This is a genomic window from Streptomyces sp. NPDC029138 (assembly GCF_055564375.1).
The window spans coordinates 4,221-31,193 of sequence record NZ_JBVHWM010000022.1 but is presented as its reverse complement, the minus strand read 5'-3'; the positions used below and the strand labels follow the sequence as shown (position 1 = coordinate 31,193).

Sequence of the window (26,973 nt, the reverse complement as noted above, 5' to 3'; positions counted from 1 at the left end):
TGAGCCGCCCGGTCGGGGGCAATCGGCGAGAGATGAGCGGGACATCCTCGGAACGGGAGCCGGCCGCACGGACGGCCGAGGGCAACGGAACAGGGCCGGCACCGGCCCCGGACGGCGCACCGCCACCGGCACGCGCACGCAGCCGTGCCGGTGGCGACCCCGGCCACGACCCCGGCGCCCGAGCCGACGCCAAGGGCGACCGGCACACGAAAGTCACCGTCCTCGTGGCGCTCGGCGCCAATCTGGTGATCGCCGTCGCCAAGGCGGCCGGTGGCGTCCTCGCGGGCTCGCCCGCGCTGCTGTCGGAGGCCGCGCACTCGGTCGCCGACAGCCTCAACGAGGTCTTCCTGCTGGCCGCTCTGCGCCGCAGCCGCCGCCCCGCCGACACCCGGCACCCCTTCGGCTACGGCAAGGAGCGCTTCTTCTGGTCCCTGCTCGCCGCCGTGGGCATCTTCGTCATGGGCGGCTGCTTCTCCTTCTTCCAGGGCGTCGAGGCCCTCAGGAGCGGCGCCGAGGAGAAGTTCAGCGGCTATGTGGCGGGCCTGATCGTGCTGGGCGTGGCCCTGGTCGCCGAGGGCGTCTCGCTGCTGCGGGCCCTGCACCAGGTGCGCCGCCAGGGCGACGGACTCGGCGCGCTGCGCGACCCGGCGCTGCGCACGGTGGTCGCCGAGGACGGCACGGCGGTGCTCGGCGTGACCCTCGCCCTGATCGGGATGGCGCTGCACATGGTGACCGGGCAGGTCGTCTGGGAGGCGTCCGCTTCGCTGGCGATCGGCGTGCTCCTGGTCTACGTCGCCTTCCGGCTCGGCCGCGACGCCCGCACCCAGCTGATCGGGGAGGCCGCCGATCCGGAACTGAGCGGCAGGATCGGCGCGCTGCTGCGGGCGCAGCCGGAGATCGACAGCGTGGAGGCGCTGTTCACCATGAAGATGGGCCTCGACTCCACGCTGGTCGCCGCACGCGTCGACCTGGTGCCGGGGCTGGACAGCGAGCGCGTCGAGGAGGTCTCCGTACGCATCAAGCGGTCCCTCGCCCAGACGTTCCCCGACGCCGACCAGATCTTCCTGGACGTCACCGACCGGCCGGCGGGCGAGGCACGAGAGAGCCCCGCCGCGACGGGGGAACGCGGCGGGGCCTGACGCACGAGTGCCCGCCCGGAAGCCGGTTCACACCTCCCCGGAACAGATTTTTCTGAAACGGAGCGGTCCCCGGCCCGAACCAGCGCGTCCGTCAGCTCTCGTCGAGCGGCTCCAGCACGAACACCGGGATCTCCCGGGACGTCTTCGTCTGGTATTCGGCGTACGGCGGGTACGCGGCCACCGCCCGCTCCCACCACTCGGCCTTCTCCGCGCCGGTGACCTCGCGCGCCCGCATGTCCCGCTTCACCGGGCCGTCCTGCAACTCGACATGCGGGTCGGACTTCACGTTGAAGTACCAGACCGGGTGCTTGGGCGCGCCGCCGAGGGAGGCGACCACCGCGTACCGGCCCTCGTGCTCCACCCGCATCAACGGCGTCTTGCGGATCTTCCCGCTCTTCGCGCCCCGGGTGGTCAGCAGGATCACCGGCAGCCCGGTGTCGAGCAGCGTCGTCCCCTTCGTCCCGCCCGAGCTCTCGTACAACTCGACCTGCTCACGTACCCACTGCGTCGGGCTGGGCTCGTACTCGCCCTCAAGAGGCATGGGATTCCGTTCCCTTCGTCGGTCCAAAAGGCTGCCTGCCACCGCGACAACACCGGTGACGCCATGAATCATCCGTACCGCGTGCCGATTCCGCCGATGGGGTGATCGCCGCCCCGGCCGCCGTCATGACCTCCGGGGTCATCGCGCCGCCCCGCCGCGCGCGGCACAGTGGTCCGCGTCCCGATCACCGACCGCCCGGGGAGGCCACCACCCATGTCCGCCGACCGCACCGCCGCGACCCGCGCCGTGGTCCAGGAACTCCTCCGCAGGATCGGCCAGGGCGATCCGGAGCGGATCGCCGAGCTGTACGCGGAGGGCTGCGACTGGCGGCTCGACTGGCCCGAGGAGGAACACGGCCGCCCCGACACGCCGTGGATCCGGCACCGCGCCACCCGCGCCGACGCCGCCGCCCACTACCGGGAACTGGCCGCGCACCACGTCCCGGGAAAGGCCGACACCGCGATCGAGCGCATCCTGGCCGACGACGAGGACGCGGTCGTGCTCGGCGTCATCCGGCAGACCGCCGCCCCGACCGGGCGCGCCTACGCCGCCCGGTTCGCCCTGCACCTCACCGTCCGGGACGGCCTGGTCGTACGGCACCACGTGTACGAGGACAGCCTCGCCGTGGCCCGCGCCTTCGCCCCGGACGAGCGCGGCGCCCGGCTGCCGTGACCAGGACCGACGAGAGCCACGCCCGGCCGCGGCCCCTGAGCGGCACGGAGCCGTGGCCGGTTTCCGCTCGTCGGACCCCGGGTACTTCGGCCAGATCACGAGGGTCACCGAAGTGGCCGAACTTGGCGTCGACCCATAGGTGCCCGGGGCATCTAATGAAGATCGGCACGACGCACTTCCTTCGTCTGCGAGGTCTTTCCATGACGGAACTGACGGACATCTCCGGCCCGGCTGCCCCGGCCGACCCCGTCGCCTTCCCCCAGGACCGCACCTGCCCCTACCATCCGCCCACCGGCTACGACCCGCTGCGCGACGGGCGACCCCTGTCCCGCGTCACCCTCTACGACGGCCGCGAGGTCTGGCTGGTCACCGGGTACTCCGCCGCCCGCGCCCTGCTCGCCGACCCCCGGCTGTCCACCGAGCGCCGCCGCCCCGGCTTCCCCGTGCCCACGCCCCGGTTCGAGGCCGGCCGCGACCGCAGAGTGGCCCTGCTCGGGGTGGACGACCCCGAGCACCACCGGCAGCGGCGGATGCTGATCCCGTCGTTCACCGTCAAACGCGCGGCGGCACTGCGCCCCTGGATCCAGCGGATCGTGGACGAACTGCTGGACGCGATGATCGCCCAGGGCCCGCCCGCCGAGCTGGTCTCCGCCTTCGCACTGCCAGTGCCGTCGATGGTGATCTGCGGGCTGCTGGGAGTGCCGTACGCCGATCACGAGTTCTTCGAGGAGCAGTCCCGCCGGCTGCTGCGCGGCCCGACCGCCGCCGACACGGTGCAGGCCCGCAACCGGCTGGAGGAGTACCTCGGCGGGCTGATCGACGCCAAGGCCAAGGAGGCCGAGCCCGGCGACGGCATCCTCGACGAGCTGGTCCACGACCGGCTCCGCGCCGGGGAGCTTGACCGCGCCGACGCCGTGTCGCTCGCCATCATCCTGCTGGTCGCCGGCCATGAGACCACCGCCAACATGATCTCCCTCGGCACCTACACCCTGCTCCAGCACCCCGGCCGGCTGGCCGAGCTGCGCGCCGACCCCGCGCTGCTGCCCGCTGTCGTGGAGGAGCTGATGCGGATGCTGTCCATCGCCGAGGGGTTGCAGCGGGTGGCGCTGGAGGACATCGAGATCGCCGGCACCACGATCCGGGCCGGCGACGGCGTGCTCTTCGCGACGTCCGTGATCAACCGCGACACCTCCGTGTACGACGACCCCGACGCCCTGGACTTCCACCGCCCCGACCGCCACCACGTGGCCTTCGGTTTCGGTATCCACCAGTGCCTGGGCCAGAACCTGGCCCGCGCGGAACTGGAGATCGCCCTGGGCAGCCTGTTCACCCGGCTGCCGGGGCTGCGGCTGGCCGCGCCGGCCGAGGACATCCCCTTCAAACCCGGCGACACGGTCCAAGGGATGCTGGAACTCCCGGTGACCTGGTAAGAGGCTCTGCTCATGCACATCGACATCGACAAGGACGTCTGTATCGGCGCCGGGCAGTGCGCGCTGGCCGCGCCGGGCGTCTTCACCCAGGACGACGACGGCTACAGCACGCTGGTGCCCGGACACGAGGACGGCGGGGGCGACCCCATGGTCCGGGCGGCGGCCCGCGCCTGCCCGGTCAGCGCGATCACCGTAGGGGGCAGCACCGGCTGACGACCACCCGGCGGTACGGCGCCCGGCCCGCCGTACCGCCGGACGATCACCCGGTGCGGCGACGGCCGTCCCAGCGCACCTCGCGGACGTACCCGGCGCTGCCCGGGGTGGACACGTCACGGTCCCGGCGGACGATGCTCAGCCGGTCGCCCCAGCGGGCGAGGGCCGCGCGCAGGCCGCCGTCGGTGTACTCGATGTCCACCACCCGGTCGTCGAACGCCTTCGCGTACACCTCGCACTCGTCGTACTGCCCGCACTCCTCCGTCACCGCGAAGTCCAGCCCGGCCCGCTCTCGCCGGCCGGCCAGCTCCGCGGTGTTCTTCTGCCCGACGGCCAGGTGCCGGGTGTGCGCGTGCCGGGACAGCAGGGCCATGAACGCGGTCGCGTCGGACGCGGTGAGCAGCCGGTGGGAGCGCGTCCAGCTGTCGTAGTTGTCGGGCTCGACGGCGTCGAAGCCCTTGTCCGCGCAGCCGTCGATCCAGCGGTTCACCCGCCGCGCCACCCGTTCACGCTTGGCCGGGGTGCCGATGTCGAGCAGGAACGCGTTGACGTAGCAGATGTTGTACAGGCCCGGCGCGGGGGAGTCCGACCGGTCGCGGCTGACGATCCGCACGCCCGCGGGCGGGGGATAGGCGCCGCCGATCTGGTAGTCGAACCCGGCGTGCCGCGGGGGCAGCCGCAGCGTGGCGCGCCCGGGCGCGCCGTCCTTCTCCCGCTCGCCGGAGGCGCAGCCGGACAGTGCCGTCACCGCGACGATCAGGGCCGCTGCCAGGGCGCCCAGGGGCGCGCGCGGTCCCCTGGCGCGGTGAACACCCGTGGGGGGCACGTCCGCTCCGTCCTGCCCACGCCGGGCGGCGCGGTACGTGTCAGGATCACATCGCCCGTACGCTTCGCTCGTCAAGTCGGCCCCGCGTCACGTCGTAGGCTCGGCCGTGACCATCGTCCCTGAGGCAGGAGCAGCAACGATGCAGTACGTGAAGCTCGGTTCCACGGGCCTGGACGTCTCTCGGATCTGTCTGGGCTGCATGACCTACGGACTGCCGGACCGCGGCACGCACGAGTGGACCCTGGACGAGGAGGCGTCCCGCCCGCTGATCCGGCAGGCGCTGGAGGCGGGCGTCAACTTCTTCGACACCGCGAACGTCTACTCCGACGGCACCAGCGAGGAGATCGTCGGCAAGGCCCTGCGGGACTTCGCCCAGCGCGACGAGATCGTGCTCGCCACCAAGGTGAACGGCCGGATGCGGCCGGGTCCCAACGGGGCCGGCCTGTCCCGCAAGGCCATCATGAGCGAGATCGACCACAGCCTGCGCCGCCTCGGCACCGACTACGTCGACCTCTACCAGATCCACCGCTACGACCACGCGACCCCCGTCGAGGAGACGATGGAGGCGCTGCACGACCTGGTGAAGGCGGGCAAGGTCCGCTACATCGGGGCGAGTTCGATGTACGCGTGGGAGTTCTCCAAGGCCCAGTACACCGCGGAGCGGCACGGCTGGACGAAGTTCGTGTCCATGCAGAACCACTACAACCTGCTCTACCGGGAGGAGGAGCGGGAGATGCTGCCGCTGTGCGCGGACCAGGGCGTCGGAGTGCTGCCGTGGAGCCCGCTCGCCCGGGGCCGGCTCACCCGCGACTGGGGCACGGTGACCGAGCGCAGCGCGAACGACGACTTCGGCGGCCGGCTGTACCTGGAGAGCGACCACGCGATCGTCGAGGCCGTCACCCGGATCGCGAGCGAGCGGGGCGTGCCCCGCGCCCAGGTGGCCCTCGCCTGGCTGCTGCACCAGGACACCGTGGCGGCACCGATCGTCGGCGCCGCCAAGCCGCGGCACATCGAGGACGCGGTGGCCGCCGTCGAACTCGAGCTGAGCGACAAGGAGATCGAGGAACTGGAGCGGCCCTACACGGCCCGGGCGATCAGCGGCCACTGACCGGTCAGTGCGGTCCGTGCGGTGCGAACTCCGTGCCGCACGGACCCCCGCCCTCGCTCTCCGGCAGCGGCACCCGCGCACCCGACATCGTCAGCGTCCGGTAGTAGGCGCCGATGCGCCGGGCCGAACGGCCCACGTAGTGGCCGATGAAGGTGCGCCGGAAGCGGTCGGCGCTGCGGTTCGGCCCCGAGCCGTGCACCAGGCTGCCGTTGAAGAACAGCACGTCACCCGGCGCCAGATCCACCGGCACCGGCGTCAGACCGGGCGGCGGCGGAACGTACTCGCGGGCGAACGACAGCCCCTCGTCGGCCGCTTCGGGGCAGAACAGGTCCATCCGGTGGGTACCCGGGACGACTTCGAGGCCGCCGTTGTCCCGGTCGACCGGTTCGCACGCCGCCCACGCGGCCACACACGTGCCCGGCTCGACCCGGAGATAGAAGTTGTCCTGGTGCAGCGCCTGTCCGCGCGCACCGGGCGGCTTGAAGTAGAACATGCTCTGCGCGGCCAGGACTTCCTCCCCGAACATCGCCTCCAGCACCGCCCGCAGCCGTGCGTCCAGCAGGAACTGCCGGGCGGCCGGGCTGACTTCGTGGGGCTGCATCACCCGTGGGTGGCGGCGCAGCGGGTCGGGGTGGTCCGGTTCCGGCGCGAAGTGGCCCGGCACCGGACCGGCCGCGTGCAGCGCCGCGAACGCCTCGCACAGCCGCGCGATCTCGTCACGGCGGAACAGGCCGGGTACGACGACGAATCCGTCCTCCTCGAAAGCGTGCCGCAGCGCCTCGGGCAGGATGGGGGTGCCGGTGGCACCAGGGTCCGTGGCTGTCATGATCCGCTCCTCGCGTCCGCTGGGAACCGGCCCCACGCTAGGCGGGTGCGTCCGACGGGAGGGATGCCTGTGCGTGCTGAGGGACTGCCCGGGACGGCTGCCGCCGGTGACCCGTCCCCGCCGGCCGGCCTCGTGGTGACCGGCCGCTACGACCAGGCACCGGGCTACGGCGTCAACCGCCCCGGCGGTTCGGCGAGTTGGCTGTTCACGTACACCACGGGCGGACACGGTCTGCTGCGGCAGGGCACCGCCCGCGCCCGGGCCGGCGCCGGGGACCTCGTGGTGCTCGCCCCCGGTGTCGGCCACCGCTACGCCGTCGCGCCCGGCGCCGGGCGGTGGCGGTTCTGGTGGGCGCACTGCCAGGCCCGGCCGGCCTGGACGCACTGGCTCGGCCCGCACGCCGTGGCCGACGGCCTGTACGCCGTCGCATCCCTGCCCGACGCTCAACGGGCCAGGATCGAGGCGGCGTTCGGCCGGATGCTGACCGACTCCCGCGCACCGGCCGAGGGTTCACCGCACCAGCGGGAGCCGGTGGCCGTGGCGCACGGCAGCCTGGCGCGCGAACTGGCGCTGTGCGCACTGGAGGAGGTCGTCCTGCTCGCCGCCGCCGGGGCCGCCCGTGCTCCGGTGGCCGACGCGGGCACCGACGCCCGGGTGCGCCGTGCCGAGGAGTTGATCGCCGCCGACCCCGGCGCCCCGCACACCGTGCGCTCGCTCGCCGCGAGCGTCGCGCTGTCCCCGTCCCGGTTCGCGCACCTGTTCACGCTGCGGACCGGCCGGTCCCCGATGCGGGCCGTGCGCGAGGCCCGGCTGCGGCACGCGGCCCGGCTGCTGGAGGTCACCGACCTGACGGTGGACCGGGTGGCGGCGGCCTCCGGATTTCCGAGCCCCTTTCACTTCAGCCGGGTGTTCCGCGCGCGGTACGGGGTGCCGCCCGGCGCCTATCGGGCGGGCGAACGGCGGTAAAGGGAGGAAATGACGGCCCTTGACGAAACGTCAACAATGAAATCTCGTGCGGGAAATCCCGAGAATCGGGGGATCGCTTGTTCCGGCGTCTGTGACTGTGTAAAAGTGCCGCCTCAGGTGGACGTTCGAGCTGCCATGACCTCGCCGTACCGATTGGTATGGACTAATTCCGGTAATGCCCTGGAGGAATTCGGCCGTGACCGAGTCAGGCCTGTCGGACGAGCAGCTGAGCGCCGAACTGAAGAAGTGGACGGGAGCGTCGCCCGCTCTCCATCCCGTCGGCGAACTCCTCGACCGGCACTGGGCGGCGGCCTTCGCCTACGCCCGGCTGTGCACCGACGGGCCCCGCGCCGCCGGCATGCTCACCACCGCCGCCTTCACCCGGCTCCTCGGCGCGTCCCTCCGGCAGTCCGGCCCGACCGCCGCCTGGCGGCCCCATGTGCTCGTCGCCGTCCGCCGGATCGCGGCCGAGTGGGACGCCGACGGCCGCCAGGAACTCCTCCACCCCGCCCTGCGCTCGGGGTACGGCACCGGCGAGCGGGCCTCCGCCCGGCTGCTGCCACCGTCCGGCCGGCGGCTGCTGTCCCGGGCGTTCCAGCGGGTGCCCGAGACCTACCGCGCCCTGCTGTGGCACACCGAGGTCGAGGCCGAACCCCTGGCCGTGCCCGCCGCGCTGCTCGGCCTGGACGAGGAGGACGCCCGCGTCGAACTCCGCCGGGCCCGCGAGCGGCTGCGCGAGGAATGCCTCCAGGCACACCGCGAACTCGCCCCCGAGGACGACTGCCAGCGCTACCTGCGCATGCTCGACGTGACCTTCCGGCGCGGCGGCACCGACATCGACCCCGACCTGCGACAGCACCTGGCCGGCTGCGCCCACTGCGCCCGGACCGCCGACCAACTCGCCCGCTTCAACGACGGCCTGGCCCTCGCACTCGCCGAGGCGGTCCTCGGCTGGGGCGCCTCCGGCTACCTGGAGTCCCGGACGGCCGACACGGACGAACCCGCGGCACCGGCCCCGGCTGCCGCCACCGTCGCGCCCGCGGACCGGGACGCCGTCCTCCCCCCGGCCGAAGCGGCCTTCGCCCCCGCCGAACCCGCCACACCGCACGAAGAACCCGCCCCCGTCCGACCGACCCCCCGCGGCCCGTCGTCCACCCACCGCGGAGGCGAAGCCTGGCCCACCGCCGCCGGGGGCGCGGATGACGTCGACTTCGGCGTGGGGAGTGGGCGTCGGTCGGCGGGTCGTGGTGCGTCGGGTGTTCGGCGGCGAGGGGGAGCACCCTCTGTTGCTGCCGGGGGCGCGGACGAGGTGGGCTCCGGTGTGGGGAGCGCCCGTCGGTCGGCGGGCCGTGCCCCGTCGTCCACCCACCGCAGAGGCGAACCCTGGACCAGCGTCGCCGGGGGCGCGGATGACGTCGACTTCGGCGTGGGGAGTGGGCGTCGGTCGGCGGGTCGTGGTGCGTCGGGTGTTCGGCGGCGAGGGGGAGCACCCTCTGTTGCTGCCGAAGGCGTCGAGGGCGTCGGACCCGTCGGGTGGGGCGCGGGGGCCGTTCGCCGCGCCGTCGGCCGGGGTGCGTCCTTCGTCCGGCGCCGAGGCGGAGCCTTCTCCGCCGTTGCCGACGGCACCGGGCGCGCCGCGTCCGCCGTGCCGGGTGCGGGGAGCGTCCGGCGTCGCACGCGTGCGAACCGGGGCGTCGTCGGAGGTACGGAAGGCGGCGGGCCCGGACCCGCCTCCCGCCGTTCCGTCCAGCGCGCCGCCCGGCGGGCCCGGCGCCGGCACCTCGCGCTGGCCGTCGTCACCGTCAGCGGACTGGTCGTCCTGCCCCTGGCACTGTGGTCGGCGCTCGGCTCCGACGACGGCCCGGCGTCCGGTGCCGCCGGGACGCCCTCCCGCACGCCGGGCGGGGACGCCGCCTCCCCGGGACCCTCCTGGGCCGGGCGGAACGCCCCGGGCCAGGGCGGGGCCCTGCACGGCAGGCTGCGCAACCTCGCCTCCGGCCTGTGCGTCGGCGTCGTCGGCGGCAAGGCCGTCCAGGGCGCCGAGACGGAACTCGCCGACTGCTCCGCCGCCCCGGCCCAGCAGTGGACGTACGAGACCGACGGTCTGCTGCGCAGCGCCGCCGCCCCCGACCTCTGCCTGGACTCCCGCCTCGGCTACTCCGTGCGCCTCGCCCCCTGCACGGCCACCGGCAAGGCCGCTCGCGACCTCCGCTACGACTTCACCCTCCAGGGCGTCCTGGTACCGCGCTCCGACCAGGAACTGGCCCTCACCCCGGCCGCCACCGACGGTTCCGGAGCGCTCGTGGTGAAGACCCGCGCCGCGGGCACCGCCCAGCGCTGGGCCGTCGACACCGCTCATCCGGACCTGCGGATGGAGAACGTCGACTGGGACAGCGACAGCACTCCCGCGCAGGCCCCACGACGGTGACGAAAGGCGGCCCCGCACCCCCGCCGACCGTCACCCTCGGCCCGTGCCCGGCGTAGCCCGAGCGGTCACGGGTGGTGGTGCGGTGGCGGTGGCGGGATCGTGTCCAGGTGCGGGGCCGGTTCCGGCCAGACCAGCAGGACCGGGCAGGGTGCGTGGTCGACGGCGAAGCGGACGGCGGGGCCGAGGCTCTTCGGGCCGAGCCGGGAACGGTCCCCGTCCCGCGCCAGCACCAGCAGACCGGCACCCTCGGCGGCGGCCACCACCTCCCGCTCGACCCGGCCCGACCGCTCCTCGCGCGCACAGGGCCGGCCCAGCCGTTCGGCCGCCGCGTCGAGCAGAGCGGTCGCCGACGTGTCGCCGAGCGCTTCGAGACGGTCACCCGGATCGTGACCCCGCCGCCCCAGCAGCCCGGCGAACGCCCCGTGCGCCACCGCCGGCAGGTCGGGCCCGGTCACATGGAGCAGCACCACCTCGGCGTCGTCCGGCGCGTGGGCGCGCACCGCGTCCACGCAGGCGGGCCAGGTGCCCTCCACGAGCCAGGCGATCACGCGCATCCCTCGGCCTCCCTCGTTCACGCGTACCCGTCAGAGAATCCGCAGCGACCCCCACAGTGCCACCACCGCGACGGCGAGGGAGGAGGGCACGGCGAGCAGCCCGAGCCGGGTGAACTCCCCGAGGTCCACGTCGTGCTCGTGCTGGTGCACGATCCGCCGCCACAGCAGCGTGGCCAGCGACCCGGCGTAGGTGAGGTTCGGCCCGATGTTCACGCCGAGCAGCACGGCCAGGACCGCGCCCGGCCCGGCGGGTGCCGCCAGCGGCAGCAGGACCAGTACCGCGGGCAGGTTGTTGATCAGGTTGGCCAGCAGGGCGGCCAGCGCGGCGATCCCGAGCAGCGCGGGCAGCCCGGTGCCGTCCGGCAGCACATGCCCGAGCACGTCCGCGAGCCCGTTGTCGACCACCGCCCGCACCACGATGCCCAGCGCCAGCACGAACGCGAGGAAGGCCGGGGCCGCCGCACGTACGACGGTCAGCGGGCTCGCCTTCCGGCGGACCAGCGCCCGCCCGGCCAGCACCAGCGCGCCCGCCGCGGCCACCCAGGCGGGCTCCACGCCGAACGCCGACGCCACCACGAACCCGGCCAGCGTGCAGCCCACGGTCACCAGCGCGAACAGCGGCAGTTCGGGCACCTCACCGGTGTCCCGGCCCGCCGGGGCCGCCGCCGCGAGGTCCCGGGCGAAGAACCGCCGGAACACCAGGTACTCGACGCCGATCGCGGCCAGCCACGGCAGCGCCATCAGCGCCGCGAACCGGGTGAAGCTCAGCCCGCTCGCCGCGAAGGCCAGCAGGTTCGTCAGGTTGGACACCGGCAGCAGCAGCGACGCCGTGTTCGACAGATGCGTACAGGCGTAGACGTGGGGTTTGGGCCGTACGCCCGTCCGCGCGGCCGTGGCGAAGACCACCGGGGTGAGCAGCACGATCGTCGCGTCCAGGCTGAGGACGGCGGTGATGGCCGACGCCAGCGCGAACACCGCCGTCAGCAGCCGCACCGGACGGCCCGCCGCCCACCGGGCCGTCCACGCCCCGCACGCCTGGAACAGCCCGTCCACGTCACAGAAGTGGGCGAGCACCAGCACCGCCGCGAGGAACCCGACCACCGGGCCGAGCCGCTCCGCCTCGGCCCGGGCGTGGTCGAGCGAGATCGCGCCGGCCGCGACGGCGATGCCGGCGGCGGGCACGGCCATGACCGCCTCCGGCCATCCGAAGGGCCGTACGACGGCCCACGCCAGCACGGCGACCAGCAGAACGGCGGACAGCGCCTCGGCGAGCGGGGTGTTCAGGGCGGGTCCTTCCAGGGGCGATCAGAGGGGGCCCACCCATGAAAACAGACGATCCTGGACGGGTTACGACGCCCCGGCGCCCGCCGCGCCCAGGAACTCCGCCCAGCCCCCCGCCGGGGACTGCCCCGGCACCAGCGCGCGAAGCTTGCGCAGCACCGCCGGGTCCTGCGCCTCCAGCCAGGCCACCAGCTGCTTGAAGGACACGAACCGCACGTCGTCGTAGGCGGCCATCTTCCCGATCGCCTCCTCGACGGCGTCCATGTAGATGCCGCCGTTCCAGCGTTCGAAGTGGTTGCCGATGAAGAAGGGCGCGCGGTTGCTCTCGTAGGCCCGCCGGAAACCGGCCAGGTAGGTGTCGCGGGCCTGGACGCGCCAGGTGTCGTACTGCGCGCGGTCGCCCAGGGGGTTGCCGCCGGACTGGTTGAACATCATGTTGTAGTCCATCGAGAGCACCTGGAACGAGTGCCCGGCGAACGGTATGGACTGCAAGGGGAAGTCCCAGAGTCTGCCGCCCTGCACCTTGCCCGGCCAGACCTGGAGGCCGCCGGGGGAGCTGGCGTCGTACTTCCAGCCGAGCGCGGCGGCGGTGGGCAGCAGACTGGCCTGTCCCTCCAGACAGGGGGTACGGCCGCCGATCAGCTCCTTGCGGTAGTCGAAGGGGAGCGGGTCGAGGTCGGTGAAGCCCGTGTTGGTCTTCCACTTCGTCACGAAGTCCATCGCCTGGTCGATCTCGCTGCGCCACTCGGCCGGGGACCACCGGCGTACGCCGGTCTCGCCGCAGAAGTGCCCGTTGAAGTGGGTGCCGATCTCGTGGCCCTCCAGCCAGGCCGCGCGCACCTGCTGGAGCGTGGCGTGGATGTGCCGGTCGGCGAGATAGCCGATCGCGGAGGCGCCGACCGGGTGCTGCGGCGGCCGGTACAGGTCCTTCTTGGACTCGGGCAGGGTGTAGATGCCGCTGAGGAAGAACGTCATCCTGGCGCCGTGGTCGGCGGCCACCTTGCGGAACCGGGAGAACAGCTGGTTGCTCAGCTCGCCGGCGCCGTCCCAGGAGAACACCACGAACTGCGGGGGCCGTTGACCCGGCCGCAGCCGGTCCGGCTTCGGCTGGTGCGGCTGGGCGCCGGTGTCGGCGGTGGAGCCGTCGCCGATCGGCTTCACCGGCCGGGCCTGCGCGGTGCCCTTCCCGTCCGCCGGGTCCGGCCCGCCGATCCTGAGGCCGGTGCCGGAGGAGCAGGCGGCCAGTGTCCCGAGGGCGCCCGCCGCCGCTCCGGCCGTCAGCACCCGCCTGCGTGAGATCCCGCTCATCTTCTCCCCGATTCCCTGGTCATGGCCCCTGGAGGGCCACCTCGCCGTGTGGTCGACCGGGTTCGATGACGGCAGGGCGGGAAAAGATCGCGGCCGGCGGCGGCTGTTGCCGTCCTGTGACAGTTGCGGCGCCGACAGGACGAACCGCCGCCTCAGCCGGTCATGACGAACGGGGCTTTCCCGGCGCCGACATGACGAACCCCGCTGCCTCGGGGGTGACAGCGGGGTTCGCGCGGAGGAGGCGCAGGGTCAGGAGGGCCCGGTGCCGGGGCTGAACACCGTCAGGCGGACCGACGAGGAGTTGCCGGACACTGGCACCGGCCCGCCCTTCCAGACGGCCTTCAACTGGTCCCGCTCGTCCGGCGGGGTGACCAGCAGCGCGGCCGGCGTGGCCGTCTTCGCCCCGCTGATCCCCGGGTTGGAGAACGTCAGCCCCGCCCAGGCGCTCTGCCCGGGCTTGAGCGTGACGGTCGCCGGGGTGCCCGGGGACCGCTTCGGGTCCGGGCCCAGCTGACCGCCGTCGGCGCCCACGAAGGCCGCGCCCGGATAGCCGTGCAGGGTGCAGGTCCGGGAGGAGGTGTTGGTGAGGACCACGGGGAAGTTCTCCTGGCCGGCGCCCGGGTCGTTGCGGCCCACGGAGGCGCGCAGCTCGGAGGTGTGGCAGCGGGTGCTCGCCGCGGCCGGGGTCGTCGTGGCCTTACCGCCGCCCGAGGACGCCGTCGCCCTGGGCGCGGCCGGCGAGCCGGTGCCGGTGGCGGAGGACTCCGTGGCGGACGACGCCGGGCTGTTCGTGCCGTCCGTCGCGGGTGCGGCCGTACCGGAGACGGTGGCCGGGGCGTCGCTGTGGACGCTCGTGCCGTTGCCGCAGGCGGTCAGCAGGCCCAGCACGGCGGCGGTGCCCACGAGCAGGGCCCCGTGCCGCGCGGACCGGGGGGCGGACCGGGGGGTGTACACCATGTCGCTCAACACTCCTGGAGGTCACGGCACACGACGGGAACGCGTGCCTACGGCGCCGGGTGCGCCGTCCTCTCCGTCCGATGCACGGACCGCCGGAAAAGTTCGGGACGCGCCGGGTTCTGTCGGATTCTTTTCCCCGCCCCGCCCCTCGGCAGGCGCCGTTCAGGTCACCGTCAGCGAACGGAGTACGCCGTCGGTCGCGTCGCCGTCGCCCCGCTCGCGCACCTGCACATACACCTGGGGCCGCGCGGCCCCGTCCGCCGGGACCAGCGCGGACTCGGTGACCGAGCCGCCGTCCGGGCAGCCGCTCCAGACCCGGACCAGCCCGTGCCAGTCGGCGTCCGTGAAGCGGTGGGCGCCCGCGTAGCGGCAGCCGGGGTGCGCGAGCGCCTTCACCTTCGCGGTGACGTCGCCGCGCTCGCCGACTCCGGCGAACACCCCGTCCACGGCGGCCTTCAGATCGGACCAGCGGGACAGGTCGTCGGCCACCACGAGACCCGGTTCGTGTCCCGCCGTCAGCCCGAGCGCCTTCGGGTCCCAGCCGGAGTCGCGCAGCTCACGGCCCCACCCGGCGGGCACCCGGAGGCTCACCCGCCCGGTGGCGTCCGCGACCCGCACCCCGTCGTCCGTGCCGCCGTCCCGGTGGAGCGCCACGCTCACCGTGACCGCGGCGGCGGTGGCGGCGAGGACCGCGGCGACCGCCAGCGTCACGGTGTTGAGCCTGCCGCGCACCCGGTCCAGGCGCCGGGCGGGCCGCACCGACGGACCCGCGGCCAGCCGGTCCAGCTCGTGGGCGAACGCCAGGGCGCCCGGCCAGCGCCGCGCCCGGTCCGGCTCCAGCGCGCGCAGCAGCGCCCGCTCGACGTCCTCGCCGAGTTCCGGCCGCAGCCGCCGGGGCGGTATCACCTTCCCCGGCGGGCCCGGCACGGTCCCGGTGAGCAGTTCGTAGCCGACCGCGCCCAGGCTGTAGACGTCCGCCCGCTCGTCGATGCCCTCGCCGGGCTCGGCCTGCTCCGGCGGCTGATAGCCCGCCGAACCCGCCGCCAGCGTCAGCACCGAGGCCTGCGCGAGGCTCTTGGCCAGCCCCAGGTCGGCCAGCAGCACCCGCCGGGTGCCGTCCGGCGCTGTGTGCAGCAGCACGTTGGTCGGCTTGATGTCGCGGTGCACGATGCCCGCCTCGTGCAGGGCGGCGGCGCCGCGCGCGGCCTCGGCGGTCAGCGCGAGCGCCTCGCGCACCGGCAGCGGGCCGCCCGCCGGCAGATCGGCGAGGGTCCCGCCGGCGGCGTACTCCATCACGAAGTACGGCCTGCCGTCCGGGAGTTCCCCGATGTCGTAGACCTGCACCACCCGGCTGGACCCGGCCCGGCGCAGCAGCCGCGCCTCGGACAGGAAGCGCTCCCTGACGTCGAGCCGGTGCGCCCAGTTCTCGGCGAGGACCTTCACCGCCACCGGGGCCTGGAGCTCGGGGTCGTGCGCGAGCCACACCGTGGCGAAGGCGCCGCTGCCCAGCGGCCGTTCGAGGCGGTGGCGGCCGATCCGCTCCAGGGGGTGCATACGACTATCATGCCTGGCCTGAGATCGACTTGGAGGGGAGCCCGTCCGTGCAGGACCAGGCGCCGATGGAAGACCTCGCCCGGCGCGCCGCCGCCGGCGACACCGGGGCCCTGGACCGGCTGCTGACCGAGATCCGGCCCGAGGTCGTGCGCCGCTGCGCGCGCTTCCTGCCGTGCCGGGAGGACGCCGAGGAGGCCGCCCAGGACGTGCTGCTCCAGGTCGCCCGGCACATCACCGGATTCCAGGGGCGCAGCCGCTTCGGCACCTGGCTGTACACCGTCGTCGCCAACTGCTGCCGGCAGAAGTACCGCGAGCTGAAGCGGCGGGCCGCCGAACAGCCCGCGGCCATCGAGCCCGCGCAGGCCGTCGACCCGCGCACCACCAGTGTCATCGCCGGCTCCCGGGTGGATCTGCTGGAGGCCCTGGACCGGCTGGAGCGGGAGCATCCGCATCTGGTCGCGCCGCTGGTCTACCGGGACATCTGCCAGCTGGACTACGCCGAGGCCGCCGAGCGCGCCGGCATCCCGCTCGGCACCCTCAAGTCCCGCCTGCACGAGGCCCGCAAGCAGGTACGGCCCTGGCTGACGGCCTCCTGACGCGCTGTCCCTGGCCTACTCGTCCTCCTCGTACAGCGGCAGCTCCGCCCAGATCGTCTTGCCCTCCGGGGTGTGCCGGCTGCCCCAGCGCCGGGTGAGCTGGGCGACCAGCAGCAGGCCCCGGCCGCCCTCGTCGAAGGTCTTGGCCCGGCGCAGATGCGGGGCGGTGTGGTTGGTGTCGGAGACCTCGCAGATCAAAGTGGTCGCGTCGTGGATCAGCCGGAGCCGGATCGGCCGCGCCCCGTACCGGATGGCGTTGGTGACCAGCTCGCTGACCACCAGCTCCGCCGCGAACGTCGCCTCGCTCAGCGACCAGGTGTCCAGCTGGTCCACGACCTGCTTGCGGATCGGCGCGACCAGCGCCGGGTCGGCGGGGATGTCCCAGGTCGCCACCTGCGAGGCGGGCAGGCCCCGGGTGCGGGCGAGGAGCAGCGCCACGTCGTCCGGTGGGGCGCCGCCCGGGAGCAGGGCGTGCAGGACGCGGTCGCACGCCTCGTCCAGGGAGTCCGTGTCCTGCCCCAGCGCCCGGTACAGCAGCTCACGGCTGGCGTCCACGTCCCGTTCCCGGGACTGCACCAGGCCGTCCGTGTAGAGGGCGAGGAGTGTGCCCTCGGGCAGGTCGACCTCGGTGGACTCGAACGGCAGCCCGCCGAGGCCCAGCGGGGGACCGGCGGGCAGGTCCAGCAACTGCGGCCGGCCGCCCGGCCGCAGCACCACGGGCGGCGGATGCCCGGCCCGGGCCAGCGCGCAGCGGCGGGAGACCGGGTCGTAGACGGCGTACAGGCAGGTCGCGCCGACCTCGCCGGGGCTGCCGTCGCCGCCGGCGTCCTCCGACAGCCGCAGCACCAGGTCGTCCAGGTGCGTGAGCAGCTCGTCCGGGGCCAGGTCGATGTCGGCGAGGGTACGCACGGCGGTACGCAGCCGGCCCATGGTCGCCGAGGCCTGGATGCCGTGCCCGACGACGTCCCCGACGACCATCGCGACCCGCATCCCGGACAGCGGGATCACATCGAACCAGTCCCCGCCCACGCCGGCGCGCGCGGCCGGCAGATAGCGCGAGGAGGCGTCCAGCGCGGCCGTGAGCGGCAGTGAGCGGGGCAGCAGGCTGCGCTGGAGCGCGAGCGCCGTCTCCCGCTCGCGCGAGTAGCGGCGGGCGTTGTCGATGCAGACGGCGGCCCGCGTGGTGATCTCCTCGGCCAGCAGCACGTCGTCCGCGGTGAAGGGGTCCTGGCGGCGGTGCCGGGTGAGCACCGCGACCCCGAGGGTGAGTCCGCGTGCCTGGATCGGCACCGACATCGAGGAGTGGACGCCGAACCGCCGCACCCGCTCACCGCGCTCCGGATGCCAGGTCAGCCACTCGTTCAGGTCGCCGGCGGCCACCGAGGTGGCGATCGCGCGGCCCGCGGTCATCGCGTCGGCCTGCGGGGAGGGGACCGGGTACTCCTCCGCCGTCCCGGGCCGGATCACCGCCTCCGGTACGCCGGGGAGCACCGACTGGTGGGCGGCGCGGCGCAGCCGCACCGGCGCGGTGACGCGGGCCGGGGGCTCACCGCCGTACTCCTGCGGGTCCAGCAGGTCGATGGTGACGAAGTCGGCGAGCGCGGGCACGCACACGTCGGCCAGCTCCTGAGCGGTACGGGTGACGTCGAGCGTGGTCCCGATGCGCACGCTGGCCTCGTTGACCAGTTGCAGCCGCTGCCGGGCCCGGTGGTTGTCGGTGATGTCGTGCGCGGCCAGGCACACGCCCCGGACCTGGCCGGCCGGGTCCCGGACCGGCGCCATGCGGGCGAGCCAGGCGTGGGCCCGGTCCTCGCCGCCGGCGTGCATGAAGGTCTGCACGTCCTGGGGCCGGCCCGAGGTCAGCACCCGGAGCATGCTCTCCTCCAGCTCCTCGCTCTGCGGTCTGCCGCCGATCTCCGTGAGCCGGAGCCCCCGCAGCCGCTCCGCGGGCAGTCCGACGACGTCGGCCATCGCCTCGTTCATCCGGCGCAGCCGCAGCCGGTCGTCGTACACGGCGACCGCGCACGGCGACTGGAGCAGGCCCGCCTCGGTGAGCGGGTCGTCCCCGGCGGGCGGATCGGTGCCGGTGAGCGGGGTGACCAGGAGCCAGTCACCCGGGTGCTCGTCGTGCGGCGGGCGGCGGTGGGCGAGCAGCCACACGCGGACGGTACGGCCGTCCCGGTGGCGCAATCCGACCGTTCCCGCCCAGCGGAGGCCCGGGGGCGGCGCCGGGGTGCCGGCGTCTGCCAGCAGCTCGGCTGCGGGGCGGCCCACGACGGCGGCGGCCGGGTGGCCGAGCAGGCGGCGGGCGCCCTCGTTCCACTCCACCAGCGTTCCGTCGTCACCGATGACAGCCCGGGCCGTCGCCGCATCGTCGAACGGATAGACCCGGCTCATCGTCGCCGCTCCCAAGCGCACACTCACAGTGAACAGGTGGCACCACTCGTGTTCCAGCCTAGTGCTTCACGTCCGCCCGTGAGCGCCGTTCCGGGGCGACCCGGCCGACCCGTCGAACACGGTCGAGGGCACGGTCAAGGGGGAAATCCGGCCGATATGCCGCTGGCGGTAGGCGCAAGGTTCCGGACCCTTGACGATCGTGTGTGGCAGGGCGTCAGAATCTGTTTGGTCACGATCAGTTGTGAGTACTTCTGGGCCCTGATGAGGGAGAGCCGCCCATGACGGTCACGCGCAGATCGGTTCTGGTCGCAGCCACGGCAGCGCCCGCGGCCGGGACGCTCCTGAGCATTTCCGCGGCTCCGGCCGCCCTCGCCGCCGACGCGCCCGACGCCGGGGGACGCCACACCGTGCCGCTCCGGGACGGCTGGCGCTTCGCCCTGGCCGACCCGGGCGGCATCACCGACCCCACCGGCGCCTACGCGCGGGCCGCCGAGCCGGGCTACGACGACTCGGCCTGGCGCGAGGTCGCCGTCCCCCACGACTGGAGCATCGAGCAGACCCCCACGACCGAGCACGGCACCACCAGCGGCACCGGCTTCTTCCCGGGCGGCCTCGGCTGGTACCGGCTCGCCTTCACGATCCCGCGCGCCTGTGCCGGCAAGCGGATCTCGGTGGAGTTCGACGGCGTCTACATGGACGCCCACCTCTACTGCAACGGCACCGAGGTGGGCCGCCACCCCTACGGCTACACCGGCTTCGCCCTCGACCTCACCGACCTCGTCCACACCGACGGCACCACCGCGAACGTGCTCGCCGTCAAGGTCCAGAACCAACTGCCCAGCAGCCGCTGGTACTCCGGCAGCGGCATCTACGGCGAGGCCCGCCTGGTGATCACCGAGCCGGTGCACGTGGCCCGCTGGGGCACGTACGTCACCACCCCGGAGATCTCCGCGGACCGGGCACTGGTCCGGGTGCGGACCACCGTGCGGAACGCGTTCGGCACCGCCGCGGACGTGGAGATCCGCTCCCGGATCGTCGCACCCGACGGCCGGACCGTCGCCCGTACGGCCACCACGGCCGCCGTCACGGACGAGGCCGCCGAGACCCACGAACTGACCGTCCCGAAGCCCCTCCTGTGGGACTTCGCGACCCCCGAGCACCGCTACACCCTGCACACCGAGCTGCGCGTCGCGGGCCGCACCACCGACACCTACCGGACGCCCTTCGGCATCCGCACCTTCCGCTTCGACCCCGACGAGGGCTTCTCCCTCAACGGCGCGTACACCAAGATCAAGGGCGTCGACCTCCACCACGACCAGGGCGCCCTCGGCGCGGCCATCAGCATCGACGCCGTGCGCCGGCAGATGCGGATCATGAAGTCCATGGGCGTCAACGCCTTCCGCACCTCCCACAACCCGCCCTCACCGCAGATGATCCAGGTCTGCGAGGAACTGGGCATCGTGATGATGGTGGAGGCCTTCGACTGCTGGCGCACCGGCAAGACGAAGTACGACTACGGACGGTTCTTCGACGAGTGGTGCGAGCGGGACGCCACCGAGATGGTCCTGGCCGCCCGCAACTCGCCCGCCGTGGTGCTGTGGTCCATCGGCAACGAGATCCCCGACTCCACCTCCACCGCCGGACTCGCCATGGCGGACCGGATCATCGGCGCCGTCAGGGCCGCCGACGACACCCGGCCGCTCGTCATCGGCTCCGACAAGTACCGGCGCGTACCCGCCAAGGGCTCGGCGGCCGACCTGATGCTCGCCAAGCTGGACGGCCTCGGCCTCAACTACAACACGGCCAAGTCGGTGGACGCCCTGCACGCGGCCTACCCGCACCTGTTCCTCTTCGAGTCCGAGTCCTCCTCGGAGACCTCCACCCGGGGCACCTACCAGGAGCCGGAGCACCTGAACACGGGTGAGAACCACACGCCCGGCAAGCGGGAGGTCTCCTCGTACGACAACAACCTCGCCTCCTGGACGATGAGCGGCGAGTACGGGCACAAGAAGGACCGGGACCGGAAGTGGTTCACGGGCCAGTTCCTGTGGTCCGGCATCGACTACATCGGCGAACCGACGCCGTACGACGTCTTCCCGGTCAAGGCGTCCTTCTTCGGCGCCGTCGACACCGCCGGCTTCCCCAAGGACATGTACCACCTCTTCAGGAGCCAGTGGACGACCGAGCCGATGGTCCATCTGCTGCCGATGACCTGGAACCACGAGGAGGGCGACACCGTCGAGGTGTGGGCGTACGCCAACGTGCCCACCGTCGAGCTGTTCCTCGACGGACAGTCCCTGGGGGTGCGGGAGTTCGACGTCAAGCGGACCACCGACGGCCGCACCTATCTGGAGACCACCGAGCCCACCGGCGACGACAAGACCTTCACCGACGGCCCCTATCCGGGCAGTTACACCAGCCCCAACGGCAGCGCGGGCAAACTGCACCTGACCTGGAAGGTGCCGTACCGGCCGGGCGAGCTGAAGGCGGTGGCCCGGCGGGACGGCAAGGTCGTCGCCACCGACGTGCTGCGCACGGCCGGCGCCCCGCACGCCGTACGGCTCACCGCCGACCGGAAGTCCCTCGCCGCCGACGGCCGTTCGCTCGCCTTCGTCACCGCCGAGATCGTCGACGCGCACGGCGTGGTCGTGCCCGACGCGGACCACCTCATCGCCTTCGACGTCACCGGCGGCTCCCTGGCCGGTGTCGACAACGGCCGCGAGGAGAGCGCCGAGCGCTACCAGGCGAGCACTCGCACCGCCTTCCACGGCAAGGCCCTCGCCATCGTCCGCTCCGGCACCAGGCCCGGCACCCTGAAGGTCACCGCCCGGGTGGACGGCCTGCGCACGGGCACGGCCCACCTGCACACCACCCCGGCCCGCTCGGCCGCGACCACCGAACCCGCCGCCTTCCGGCCCGACCACCCGGCGCCGCCCGACCACCCGTACGCGGACGCCAGTTACTCCGGCCGCCCGGACACCCTGCCCGCCGCGATGCTGGACGGCGACCCGGCCACCGGCTGGTCCAACGCCTTCGTCAAGTCGGCCACCGCGCTGCTGCCCGCGTTCAGCGGGGCCCGGGCGAAGGACTGGGTCTCGGTCGACTTCGGGCGCACCCGGACCCTCGACCGGGTGGCGGCCTCCTTCACCGTCGACGCGGGCCACACCCTGCCCGCGCGGGCCGAGGTGGCGGTGTGGGACGGGCACGCCTGGGTCCCGGTGACCGGGGCGAGGGTGGAGTGGGCCACCGCCTCCGACAGCCCGACGGTCATCACCTTCGACCCGGTACGCGGCTCCCGGCTGCGGCTGACGCTCACCAGCGCGTACCCGGGGCAGGCGAAGGGGGCGGTGCGGATCAGCAGGCTGGACGTCTGACGGGCCGGCGTGCCTGTCCGCATCCGCGCCGCCGGACCGCGGGTGCGTGTGCGGGCGGGGGGCCGTGGAGGCGGGCGCGGGTGTGCGGTCGCGGGGGCGGGGCCGTGGTGGCAGGCGCGCGTGTGCGGTCGCGGGGGCGTGGCGGTCGGTGGCGCAGCCTCGCCCCCCGGGGGGAGTCGCGGTGCCGTCGGGATCAGGTGGCGTCGTGGAAGACCAGGCCCAGGGTGCGCCGCCGCCCCGACCGGACCGTGCTCACCCCGTGCCGCATCGCCCCGGCCGACCAGCCGCGGCGGGTGCGCACGGGGCGGTGGCGGCGGGGCGCGGGTGTGCGGTCGCGGGGGTGTGGCGGTCGGTGGCGCAGTTCCGCGCCCCCCGGGGGGAGTCGCGGTGCCGTCGGGATCAGGTGGCGTCGTGGAAGACCAGGCCCAGGGTGCGCCGCCGCCCCGACCGGACCGTGCTCACCCCGTGCCGCATCGCCCCGGCCGACCAGCCGCGGCGGGTGCGCACGGGGCGGTCACGGGTGGTGAACACCAGTCCGTGGCCCTGCCGCAGGACGCTCGCCGTACCCCGGGACTGGGCGCGCGGGCGCTGTTCGACCATGAGGAACTCGCCGCCGGTGTAGTCGGTGCCGTACGCGTCCAGCGCGATCACCACCTGGAGCGGGAAGACCAGCTCGCCGAACACGTCCCGGTGCAGCGCGTTCCAGTCGCCCGGCCCGTAGCGGAGCAGGATCTGCGCCGACCGGTCCTGGCCTGCCGCGTGACAGTGCGCCAGCCACGCGTCGAGCGAGTCGGGCCAGGGGGCCGGGCGGTCCAGCCGGGCCGCCCAGTCCCGGGCGACCGGCAGCAGGCGCGGATAGAGCGCGGCCCGCAGCGCGGCGACCGGGGCGGGCAGGTCGTGCGTGAAGTAGCGGTACCCGCCGGAGCCGAACCGGTGCCGGCCCAGGTCGACCGTGGTCCGGAACAGTCCCGGCTCGTCGTACAGGGCGGCCAGGTCCGCGCACTCGGCGGGCGTCAGCAGCGGACCGGTGGGCGCGCTGCCGTGCTCGTCCAGCTCGGCGGCGAGCGCTTCCCAGTCGGTGCGTTCCGCCCGGCGGCGGGCCTCGGCCCGGGTGAGCGTCATGCGTCCTCCCCTCACAGCAGCGTCGGCCGCAGCGCGCCCTCGTGCGCGAGCAGCCACCGCTTGTGCTCGACCCCGCCCGCGTACCCGCGCGGTGAGCCGTCCGCGCCGATCACCCGGTGGCACGGGCGGACCAGCAGGAGGGGATTGGCGCCGAGGGCCCGGCCCAGCGCGCGCCATGCGGACCGGGGCACGCCGAGCCGGGCGCCAAGCTCGCCGTACGTGGTCGTCGTGCCGTACGGGATGTCGTCCAGGGCCTGCCACACGGCCCGCTGGAAGGGGCTGCCGGCGGGGGAGAGCGGCAGGTCGAAGCGGGTCCGGCGGCCCGCGACGTACGCGTCCAGCTGCCGGTGCGCCTCGGCGAACGGCCGGTCGTCGCGGTCCTCCGGCCGGACCGCGGGGGCGCCGCGCTGCCCGGGCAGGGAGAGCGAGGCCAGGGTGAGGCGGCCGGCCGGGGACACGGAGCCGGTCAGCAGCAGGTCGCCCAGCGGGCTCGGGTGCACGGTGTGCACGGTGTGCGTCTCCATCGGTGCTCCTACGTGTTTCCTCGGTGTTCCTTCGGCTGCTTCCGCGCTGTCGAGTCTGCTGCGCCGCCGGCCGTCCCACCGGCGGGAATCGGACATGGCCCTCAACCCTGGCTGGTACCGCACCATGTGCCTGCTGACCTGGGGGTATTTACGCGTGAGTACCCGAGCGGTACCGTGAGAGGCATGCCAGCTCTCAACGTGGAGTTCAGCGAACGGGAACTAGAGGACCTGCGGCAGATCGCCAAGGAGCGCGGTACGTCGATGAAGGCCCTCGTGCGCGAGGCCGCCGCCGCCGACATCGCCCGCCACCGGGCCCTCCAGGAAGGCGCCGAGGCCTTCCGCCGCTTCTTCGCCGGCCATGCCGAGGAGTTCGCGGCGGCCTTCCCCGACGACGAGCGCCCCGCCAAGGGCGAGGCCGCCTGAGCGATGCCCTCCGTCATCCATATCGACGTCCCGTGGCTGCTCCAGCGGCACGAGGAGGTCCTGCCCGACCAGCCCGCCGTGGACGACTTCTCCGCGCTGGTCGCCGCCGTCGCCCGGCACCGGGTGGACCCGCCCCGGCTCGGCGTGGACTCCGACGCGGCGTGGCGCGCCGCCGCGCTGCTGCACACCCTCGCCGTGCTCAAGCCGCTGCCCGCGGCCAACGCCCGCTTCGCCTGCGCGACGGCCGTGGCCTACATGTTCGTCAGCGGCGTCGGCATCGACCCGCCCTACGGCGCCCTCGTCGACCTGGCCCGCGACCTGATCTCCGGCAAGACCGACGTGTACGGCGCCGCCGACCGGCTCCGCTCCTGGCAGATCTGACGCGGCAGGGGCCGGCCGCGCCTCCGGCCGGCGGGGGGAAGCCGCCGGGAGCCGCCGGCCGGGGACGGGCCTTTCGAGGTGGACCGGCACCCAGTCCACTACCGGGCCGCGCGCTCCGGGAGCGTGCGCGTCAGGTGGACGCGTGCGCACGCTTCACACGGGGCGCATGAGAAATCCGGCCGCCTGCGCGACAATCCCCTGGCCGGGGCCGTGTTTCTGACTTTCTGTCAAACCGGTCGATGTCCTCCGTGCGCCTTGTTGCCCGTGTGGCAGTTGTGCAAGGGTTCAAACGCGGTGAATTTCCGCTCGCACCACGCGCCAAAGGAATCCGCTCCGTGCTCACCCCCCACCCCCCTCGTCCTTCCTATCCGCCGTCCGGCGCCGATACCGGGGAATCCGACGAGTTCCTAGCCGGCCCGCTGCGGGCCGGCTCCGACGCGGAGGCCTCCCGGTCGGCCGCCCTCCTGATGGCCCGGCACTGGCAGCCGGCCCAGGAGTACGCGGTCATCTGCCTGGCCGCCTCCGGACCCCTCGCCCACATGGTCACCGCCACCGCCTTCCACCAGGTCCTCGACCGGCTGGCGCTCGGCGAACCCGCCGACGCGCTGCGGCCCCGCCTGCTGGTGGCCGTCCGCGACACGGTCCTGAACTGGTCCGGCACCGACCGGATCACCGCCGTACTCCCGGGACTCGGAAAACCCGCCGGGGGCCGCGGGATGCGCGCCGCGCAGCCGCTGATACCGGAGAACCGCGCCCTCTCCGACCGTTCCTTCCACGCCCTTTCCCGGCTGGAACAGGCCCTGTTGTGGCACGCCGAGGTCGAGGCCGAACCGCTGGACGTGCCCGCCGGACTGCTCGGCGTGGACCTCCAGAACGCGACCGCCGCGCTCGAACAGGCCCGGGAGAAATTCCGCGAGGGCCTGGTACGGGCCCACCGGGAACTCGCGCCCGGCAAGGAGTGCCGTTACTACAACCGCCTGCTCGACGTCCCGATCCGCCGGGGCGGTGCCCTGCTGCCCGACGTCCAGGAGCATCTGGCCGGCTGCGCCTACTGCCGGCACGCGGCCGAGCAACTGGGCCACGCCGACGCGGCGTTGGGTGTGCTGCTCGCCGAGGCCGTGCTCGGCTGGGGCGCCCGCCGCTACCTCGACTCGCGCCCCGGCCGCCGCCCCGGCCCCGCCCGTGGCGGCTCCCGGCGGTCCGGCGGACGCCGGCGCGGCGGTGGGCGGCGCGGCGGTGGGCGGCGCGGCACCGAGGAGGGCGGAAGGGGGCTGCCTGCCCGGTTCCTCGCCGGGGTGTCCGCGCACCGCGCACCCGGCACCGCCTGGTCGTCCCGGACGCTGCTGACCGGCGTCGGCGTGGCCTCGGCCGGACTGCTCGCCACCGTCCTCGCGGTCAGCGTGTGGCCGGACGGCGACGACGGCACCGCCCCGGTCGCCACCACCAGCGCCGTCCCCGGCGCGTCGGTTCCGCCGAGCACCACCGCACTGCCCGCCACCGGCCGGCCGGGCCCGCTGCGCAACGCCGCCGGCCAGTGCCTGGACGTCAAGGGCACACCGGAGGCCGGGGCGAGCGCCGTGCTCGCCGTCTGCTCCGGCTCGGCCACGCAGCGGTGGACGTACGAGACCGACGGGCTGCTGCGCAGTGCGGCCGACACCGGTCTGTGCCTGGACTCGCACGCCGACGCCGGTGTGGTCCTCCTCGGCCGCTGCGCCGACGCGGGGTCCGAGCGGGGCGACGACGTGCGCTACGACCTCACTCCGGAGGGCGAGTTGCTGCCCCGGTGGGACCGGACGCTCGCGCTCGCCGCCGGGGGTGACCAGGCGGGGGCCGACCTCGTCGTCAAGGTCCGGGACGGGTCCGCCGGCCAACGGTGGGTCTCCGGCGGCGCGCCGTAGGGCCGCGGCAGGGGGCGCCACGCCGGCTGCCGGTCCGTCGTGGACCAGCGGCACCGGCAGCAGGGCATGCGAGGTCCCGGCGCTCCGGTGCCCGCCGGGACACCGGGCCCGCCGCAGCAGCAGATGGGTGGCCGCATGGGTGGTCCGCCCCAGCTGCCGAGCGGTGCCCCGCCCGCAGCTGCCCGCCGGCCCCGGCGGTCAGGGCGGCCCGCAGGGTCCCGGCCCGATGGGCCAGGGACCGATGGGCCAGGGCCCGATGGGCCAGGGACCGATGGGCCAGGGCCCGATGGGCCAGGGACCGATGGGCCAGGGACCGATGGGCCAGGGACCGATGGGCCAGGGCCCGATGGGCCAGGGACCGATGGGCCAGGGACCGATGGGCCAGGGACCGATGGGCCAGGGACCGATGGGCCAGGGACCGATGGGCCAGGGACCGATGGGCCAGGGACCGATGG

Annotated in this window: 23 protein-coding genes and 2 pseudogenes; 13 read left to right on the top strand and 12 right to left on the bottom strand. The window is 74.1% G+C overall.

Translation table 11 applies throughout. From position 1 onward, the window contains the following. Nucleotides 1-32 precede the first annotated feature (32 nt). Entirely contained in the window at nt 33-1,139 is a 1,107-nt protein-coding gene (locus ACZ4WH_RS19345) for a cation diffusion facilitator family transporter (protein WP_468181906.1), read from the top strand. 91 nt (nt 1,140-1,230) lie between these two features. Here ACZ4WH_RS19345 and ACZ4WH_RS19340 read toward each other — a convergent pair whose 3' ends face one another. After that, the gene (locus ACZ4WH_RS19340) at nt 1,231-1,680 is read right to left on the bottom strand and encodes a nitroreductase family deazaflavin-dependent oxidoreductase (protein ID WP_468181904.1); all 450 of its coding nucleotides are present in this window, start codon (nt 1,678-1,680) and stop codon (nt 1,231-1,233) included. Between the two features lie 213 nt (nt 1,681-1,893). On the opposite strand from ACZ4WH_RS19340, the gene ACZ4WH_RS19335 reads away from it, so the two are divergent. The 3 genes from ACZ4WH_RS19335 (at nt 1,894) to ACZ4WH_RS19325 (ending at nt 3,995) form a co-directional block, all read left to right on the top strand. Continuing rightward, nucleotides 1,894-2,352 (top strand): nuclear transport factor 2 family protein, encoded by a 459-nt coding sequence (locus tag ACZ4WH_RS19335; RefSeq protein ID WP_468181902.1) that lies wholly within the window; start codon nt 1,894-1,896, stop codon nt 2,350-2,352. A 200-nt stretch (nt 2,353-2,552) separates the two neighbouring features. Then, entirely contained in the window at nt 2,553-3,782 is a 1,230-nt protein-coding gene (locus tag ACZ4WH_RS19330) for a cytochrome P450 (protein ID WP_468181900.1), read from the top strand. 12 nt (nt 3,783-3,794) lie between these two features. Further along, nucleotides 3,795-3,995, top strand: coding sequence for a ferredoxin (locus ACZ4WH_RS19325; protein ID WP_468181898.1), 201 nt, complete (start codon nt 3,795-3,797; stop codon nt 3,993-3,995). Between the two features lie 46 nt (nt 3,996-4,041). Here ACZ4WH_RS19325 and ACZ4WH_RS19320 read toward each other — a convergent pair whose 3' ends face one another. Further along, nucleotides 4,042-4,821, bottom strand: a complete 780-nt coding sequence (locus ACZ4WH_RS19320) for an endo alpha-1,4 polygalactosaminidase (protein ID WP_468181896.1) — start codon at nt 4,819-4,821, stop codon at nt 4,042-4,044. A 139-nt stretch (nt 4,822-4,960) separates the two neighbouring features. Here ACZ4WH_RS19320 and ACZ4WH_RS19315 point away from each other — a divergent pair, with 139 nt between their 5' ends. Beyond that, complete coding sequence (locus ACZ4WH_RS19315; protein ID WP_468181895.1) at nt 4,961-5,929, top strand: aldo/keto reductase; 969 nt, start codon at nt 4,961-4,963, stop codon at nt 5,927-5,929. Between the two features lie 4 nt (nt 5,930-5,933). Here the strand turns inward: ACZ4WH_RS19315 and ACZ4WH_RS19310 are convergent, their stop codons facing one another. Beyond that, nucleotides 5,934-6,755, bottom strand: coding sequence for a phytanoyl-CoA dioxygenase family protein (locus ACZ4WH_RS19310; protein WP_468181893.1), 822 nt, complete (start codon nt 6,753-6,755; stop codon nt 5,934-5,936). A gap of 63 nt (nt 6,756-6,818) precedes the next feature. Between ACZ4WH_RS19310 and ACZ4WH_RS19305 the strand changes: the two genes are divergently transcribed. Continuing rightward, nucleotides 6,819-7,721 carry a helix-turn-helix domain-containing protein gene (locus ACZ4WH_RS19305; protein ID WP_468181890.1) on the top strand — a complete coding sequence of 301 codons (903 nt, stop codon included), beginning with the start codon at nt 6,819-6,821 and terminating at the stop codon, nt 7,719-7,721. Nucleotides 7,722-7,917: 196 nt separating this feature from the next. After that, a complete protein-coding gene (locus ACZ4WH_RS19300) occupies nt 7,918-10,149 on the top strand; it encodes a ricin-type beta-trefoil lectin domain protein (protein WP_468181888.1) in 2,232 nt (743 codons plus the stop codon). A 65-nt stretch (nt 10,150-10,214) separates the two neighbouring features. On the opposite strand, the gene ACZ4WH_RS19295 is transcribed toward ACZ4WH_RS19300, so the two are convergent. The 5 genes from ACZ4WH_RS19295 to ACZ4WH_RS19275 form a co-directional block, all read right to left on the bottom strand. Further along, on the bottom strand, nt 10,215-10,703 hold the full coding sequence (locus ACZ4WH_RS19295) for a universal stress protein (protein ID WP_468181886.1): 489 nt from the start codon (nt 10,701-10,703) through the stop codon (nt 10,215-10,217). 30 nt (nt 10,704-10,733) lie between these two features. After that, on the bottom strand, nt 10,734-11,987 hold the full coding sequence (locus tag ACZ4WH_RS19290) for an SLC13 family permease (RefSeq protein WP_468182069.1): 1,254 nt from the start codon (nt 11,985-11,987) through the stop codon (nt 10,734-10,736). Between the two features lie 63 nt (nt 11,988-12,050). After that, nucleotides 12,051-13,292 (bottom strand): polysaccharide deacetylase family protein, encoded by a 1,242-nt coding sequence (locus ACZ4WH_RS19285; RefSeq protein WP_468181884.1) that lies wholly within the window; start codon nt 13,290-13,292, stop codon nt 12,051-12,053. A 249-nt stretch (nt 13,293-13,541) separates the two neighbouring features. After that, a complete protein-coding gene (locus ACZ4WH_RS19280; protein ID WP_468181882.1) occupies nt 13,542-14,249 on the bottom strand; it encodes a DUF4232 domain-containing protein in 708 nt (235 codons plus the stop codon). A gap of 162 nt (nt 14,250-14,411) precedes the next feature. After that, a complete protein-coding gene (locus ACZ4WH_RS19275) occupies nt 14,412-15,803 on the bottom strand; it encodes a serine/threonine-protein kinase (protein WP_468181880.1) in 1,392 nt (463 codons plus the stop codon). Nucleotides 15,804-15,850: 47 nt separating this feature from the next. Between ACZ4WH_RS19275 and ACZ4WH_RS19270 the strand changes: the two genes are divergently transcribed. Next, entirely contained in the window at nt 15,851-16,399 is a 549-nt protein-coding gene (locus ACZ4WH_RS19270) for an RNA polymerase sigma factor (protein WP_468181878.1), read from the top strand. Nucleotides 16,400-16,414: 15 nt separating this feature from the next. Here the strand turns inward: ACZ4WH_RS19270 and ACZ4WH_RS19265 are convergent, their stop codons facing one another. Further along, the gene (locus ACZ4WH_RS19265; RefSeq protein ID WP_468181876.1) at nt 16,415-18,796 is read right to left on the bottom strand and encodes a SpoIIE family protein phosphatase; all 2,382 of its coding nucleotides are present in this window, start codon (nt 18,794-18,796) and stop codon (nt 16,415-16,417) included. Nucleotides 18,797-19,074: 278 nt separating this feature from the next. Here ACZ4WH_RS19265 and ACZ4WH_RS19260 point away from each other — a divergent pair, with 278 nt between their 5' ends. After that, a complete protein-coding gene (locus ACZ4WH_RS19260) occupies nt 19,075-22,170 on the top strand; it encodes a glycoside hydrolase family 2 TIM barrel-domain containing protein (protein WP_468181874.1) in 3,096 nt (1,031 codons plus the stop codon). A gap of 193 nt (nt 22,171-22,363) precedes the next feature. Here ACZ4WH_RS19260 and ACZ4WH_RS19255 read toward each other — a convergent pair. The 3 genes and pseudogenes from ACZ4WH_RS19255 to ACZ4WH_RS19245 all read right to left on the bottom strand — a co-directional run. After that, nucleotides 22,364-22,483 (bottom strand): annotated as a pseudogene (locus ACZ4WH_RS19255) (2OG-Fe(II) oxygenase); the annotation flags it as partial. Between the two features lie 86 nt (nt 22,484-22,569). Next, nucleotides 22,570-23,292 carry a 2OG-Fe(II) oxygenase gene (locus ACZ4WH_RS19250; protein WP_468181872.1) on the bottom strand — a complete coding sequence of 241 codons (723 nt, stop codon included), beginning with the start codon at nt 23,290-23,292 and terminating at the stop codon, nt 22,570-22,572. Nucleotides 23,293-23,303: 11 nt separating this feature from the next. Further along, complete coding sequence (locus ACZ4WH_RS19245; RefSeq protein WP_468181870.1) at nt 23,304-23,816, bottom strand: methylated-DNA--[protein]-cysteine S-methyltransferase; 513 nt, start codon at nt 23,814-23,816, stop codon at nt 23,304-23,306. Between the two features lie 183 nt (nt 23,817-23,999). On the opposite strand from ACZ4WH_RS19245, the gene ACZ4WH_RS19240 reads away from it, so the two are divergent. The 4 genes and pseudogenes from ACZ4WH_RS19240 to ACZ4WH_RS19225 form a co-directional block, all read left to right on the top strand. After that, complete coding sequence (locus ACZ4WH_RS19240; protein ID WP_030344647.1) at nt 24,000-24,239, top strand: hypothetical protein; 240 nt, start codon at nt 24,000-24,002, stop codon at nt 24,237-24,239. A 3-nt stretch (nt 24,240-24,242) separates the two neighbouring features. Beyond that, nucleotides 24,243-24,620 (top strand): toxin Doc, encoded by a 378-nt coding sequence (locus ACZ4WH_RS19235; RefSeq protein ID WP_041666033.1) that lies wholly within the window; start codon nt 24,243-24,245, stop codon nt 24,618-24,620. A 335-nt stretch (nt 24,621-24,955) separates the two neighbouring features. Continuing rightward, entirely contained in the window at nt 24,956-26,518 is a 1,563-nt protein-coding gene (locus ACZ4WH_RS19230; protein WP_468181868.1) for an RICIN domain-containing protein, read from the top strand. Nucleotides 26,519-26,575: 57 nt separating this feature from the next. After that, nucleotides 26,576-26,973, top strand: a pseudogene (locus ACZ4WH_RS19225) (cell division protein DivIVA); the annotation flags it as partial.

What these genes read in the sequence shown, in the direction of transcription:
- ACZ4WH_RS19345 (WP_468181906.1), top strand. Translation starts at nt 33, where the DNA reads ATGAGCGGGACATCCTCGGAACGGGAGCCGGCCGCACGGACGGCCGAG.
- ACZ4WH_RS19340 (WP_468181904.1), bottom strand. Translation starts at nt 1,680, where the DNA reads ATGCCTCTTGAGGGCGAGTACGAGCCCAGCCCGACGCAGTGGGTACGT.
- ACZ4WH_RS19335 (WP_468181902.1), top strand. Translation starts at nt 1,894, where the DNA reads ATGTCCGCCGACCGCACCGCCGCGACCCGCGCCGTGGTCCAGGAACTC.
- ACZ4WH_RS19330 (WP_468181900.1), top strand. Translation starts at nt 2,553, where the DNA reads ATGACGGAACTGACGGACATCTCCGGCCCGGCTGCCCCGGCCGACCCC.
- ACZ4WH_RS19325 (WP_468181898.1), top strand. Translation starts at nt 3,795, where the DNA reads ATGCACATCGACATCGACAAGGACGTCTGTATCGGCGCCGGGCAGTGC.
- ACZ4WH_RS19315 (WP_468181895.1), top strand. Translation starts at nt 4,961, where the DNA reads ATGCAGTACGTGAAGCTCGGTTCCACGGGCCTGGACGTCTCTCGGATC.
- ACZ4WH_RS19310 (WP_468181893.1), bottom strand. Translation starts at nt 6,755, where the DNA reads ATGACAGCCACGGACCCTGGTGCCACCGGCACCCCCATCCTGCCCGAG.
- ACZ4WH_RS19305 (WP_468181890.1), top strand. Translation starts at nt 6,819, where the DNA reads ATGCCTGTGCGTGCTGAGGGACTGCCCGGGACGGCTGCCGCCGGTGAC.
- ACZ4WH_RS19295 (WP_468181886.1), bottom strand. Translation starts at nt 10,703, where the DNA reads ATGCGCGTGATCGCCTGGCTCGTGGAGGGCACCTGGCCCGCCTGCGTG.
- ACZ4WH_RS19285 (WP_468181884.1), bottom strand. Translation starts at nt 13,292, where the DNA reads ATGAGCGGGATCTCACGCAGGCGGGTGCTGACGGCCGGAGCGGCGGCG.
- ACZ4WH_RS19280 (WP_468181882.1), bottom strand. Translation starts at nt 14,249, where the DNA reads ATGGTGTACACCCCCCGGTCCGCCCCCCGGTCCGCGCGGCACGGGGCC.
- ACZ4WH_RS19275 (WP_468181880.1), bottom strand. Translation starts at nt 15,803, where the DNA reads ATGCACCCCCTGGAGCGGATCGGCCGCCACCGCCTCGAACGGCCGCTG.
- ACZ4WH_RS19265 (WP_468181876.1), bottom strand. Translation starts at nt 18,796, where the DNA reads ATGAGCCGGGTCTATCCGTTCGACGATGCGGCGACGGCCCGGGCTGTC.
- ACZ4WH_RS19260 (WP_468181874.1), top strand. Translation starts at nt 19,075, where the DNA reads ATGACGGTCACGCGCAGATCGGTTCTGGTCGCAGCCACGGCAGCGCCC.
- ACZ4WH_RS19250 (WP_468181872.1), bottom strand. Translation starts at nt 23,292, where the DNA reads ATGACGCTCACCCGGGCCGAGGCCCGCCGCCGGGCGGAACGCACCGAC.
- ACZ4WH_RS19245 (WP_468181870.1), bottom strand. Translation starts at nt 23,816, where the DNA reads ATGGAGACGCACACCGTGCACACCGTGCACCCGAGCCCGCTGGGCGAC.
- ACZ4WH_RS19240 (WP_030344647.1), top strand. Translation starts at nt 24,000, where the DNA reads ATGCCAGCTCTCAACGTGGAGTTCAGCGAACGGGAACTAGAGGACCTG.
- ACZ4WH_RS19235 (WP_041666033.1), top strand. Translation starts at nt 24,243, where the DNA reads ATGCCCTCCGTCATCCATATCGACGTCCCGTGGCTGCTCCAGCGGCAC.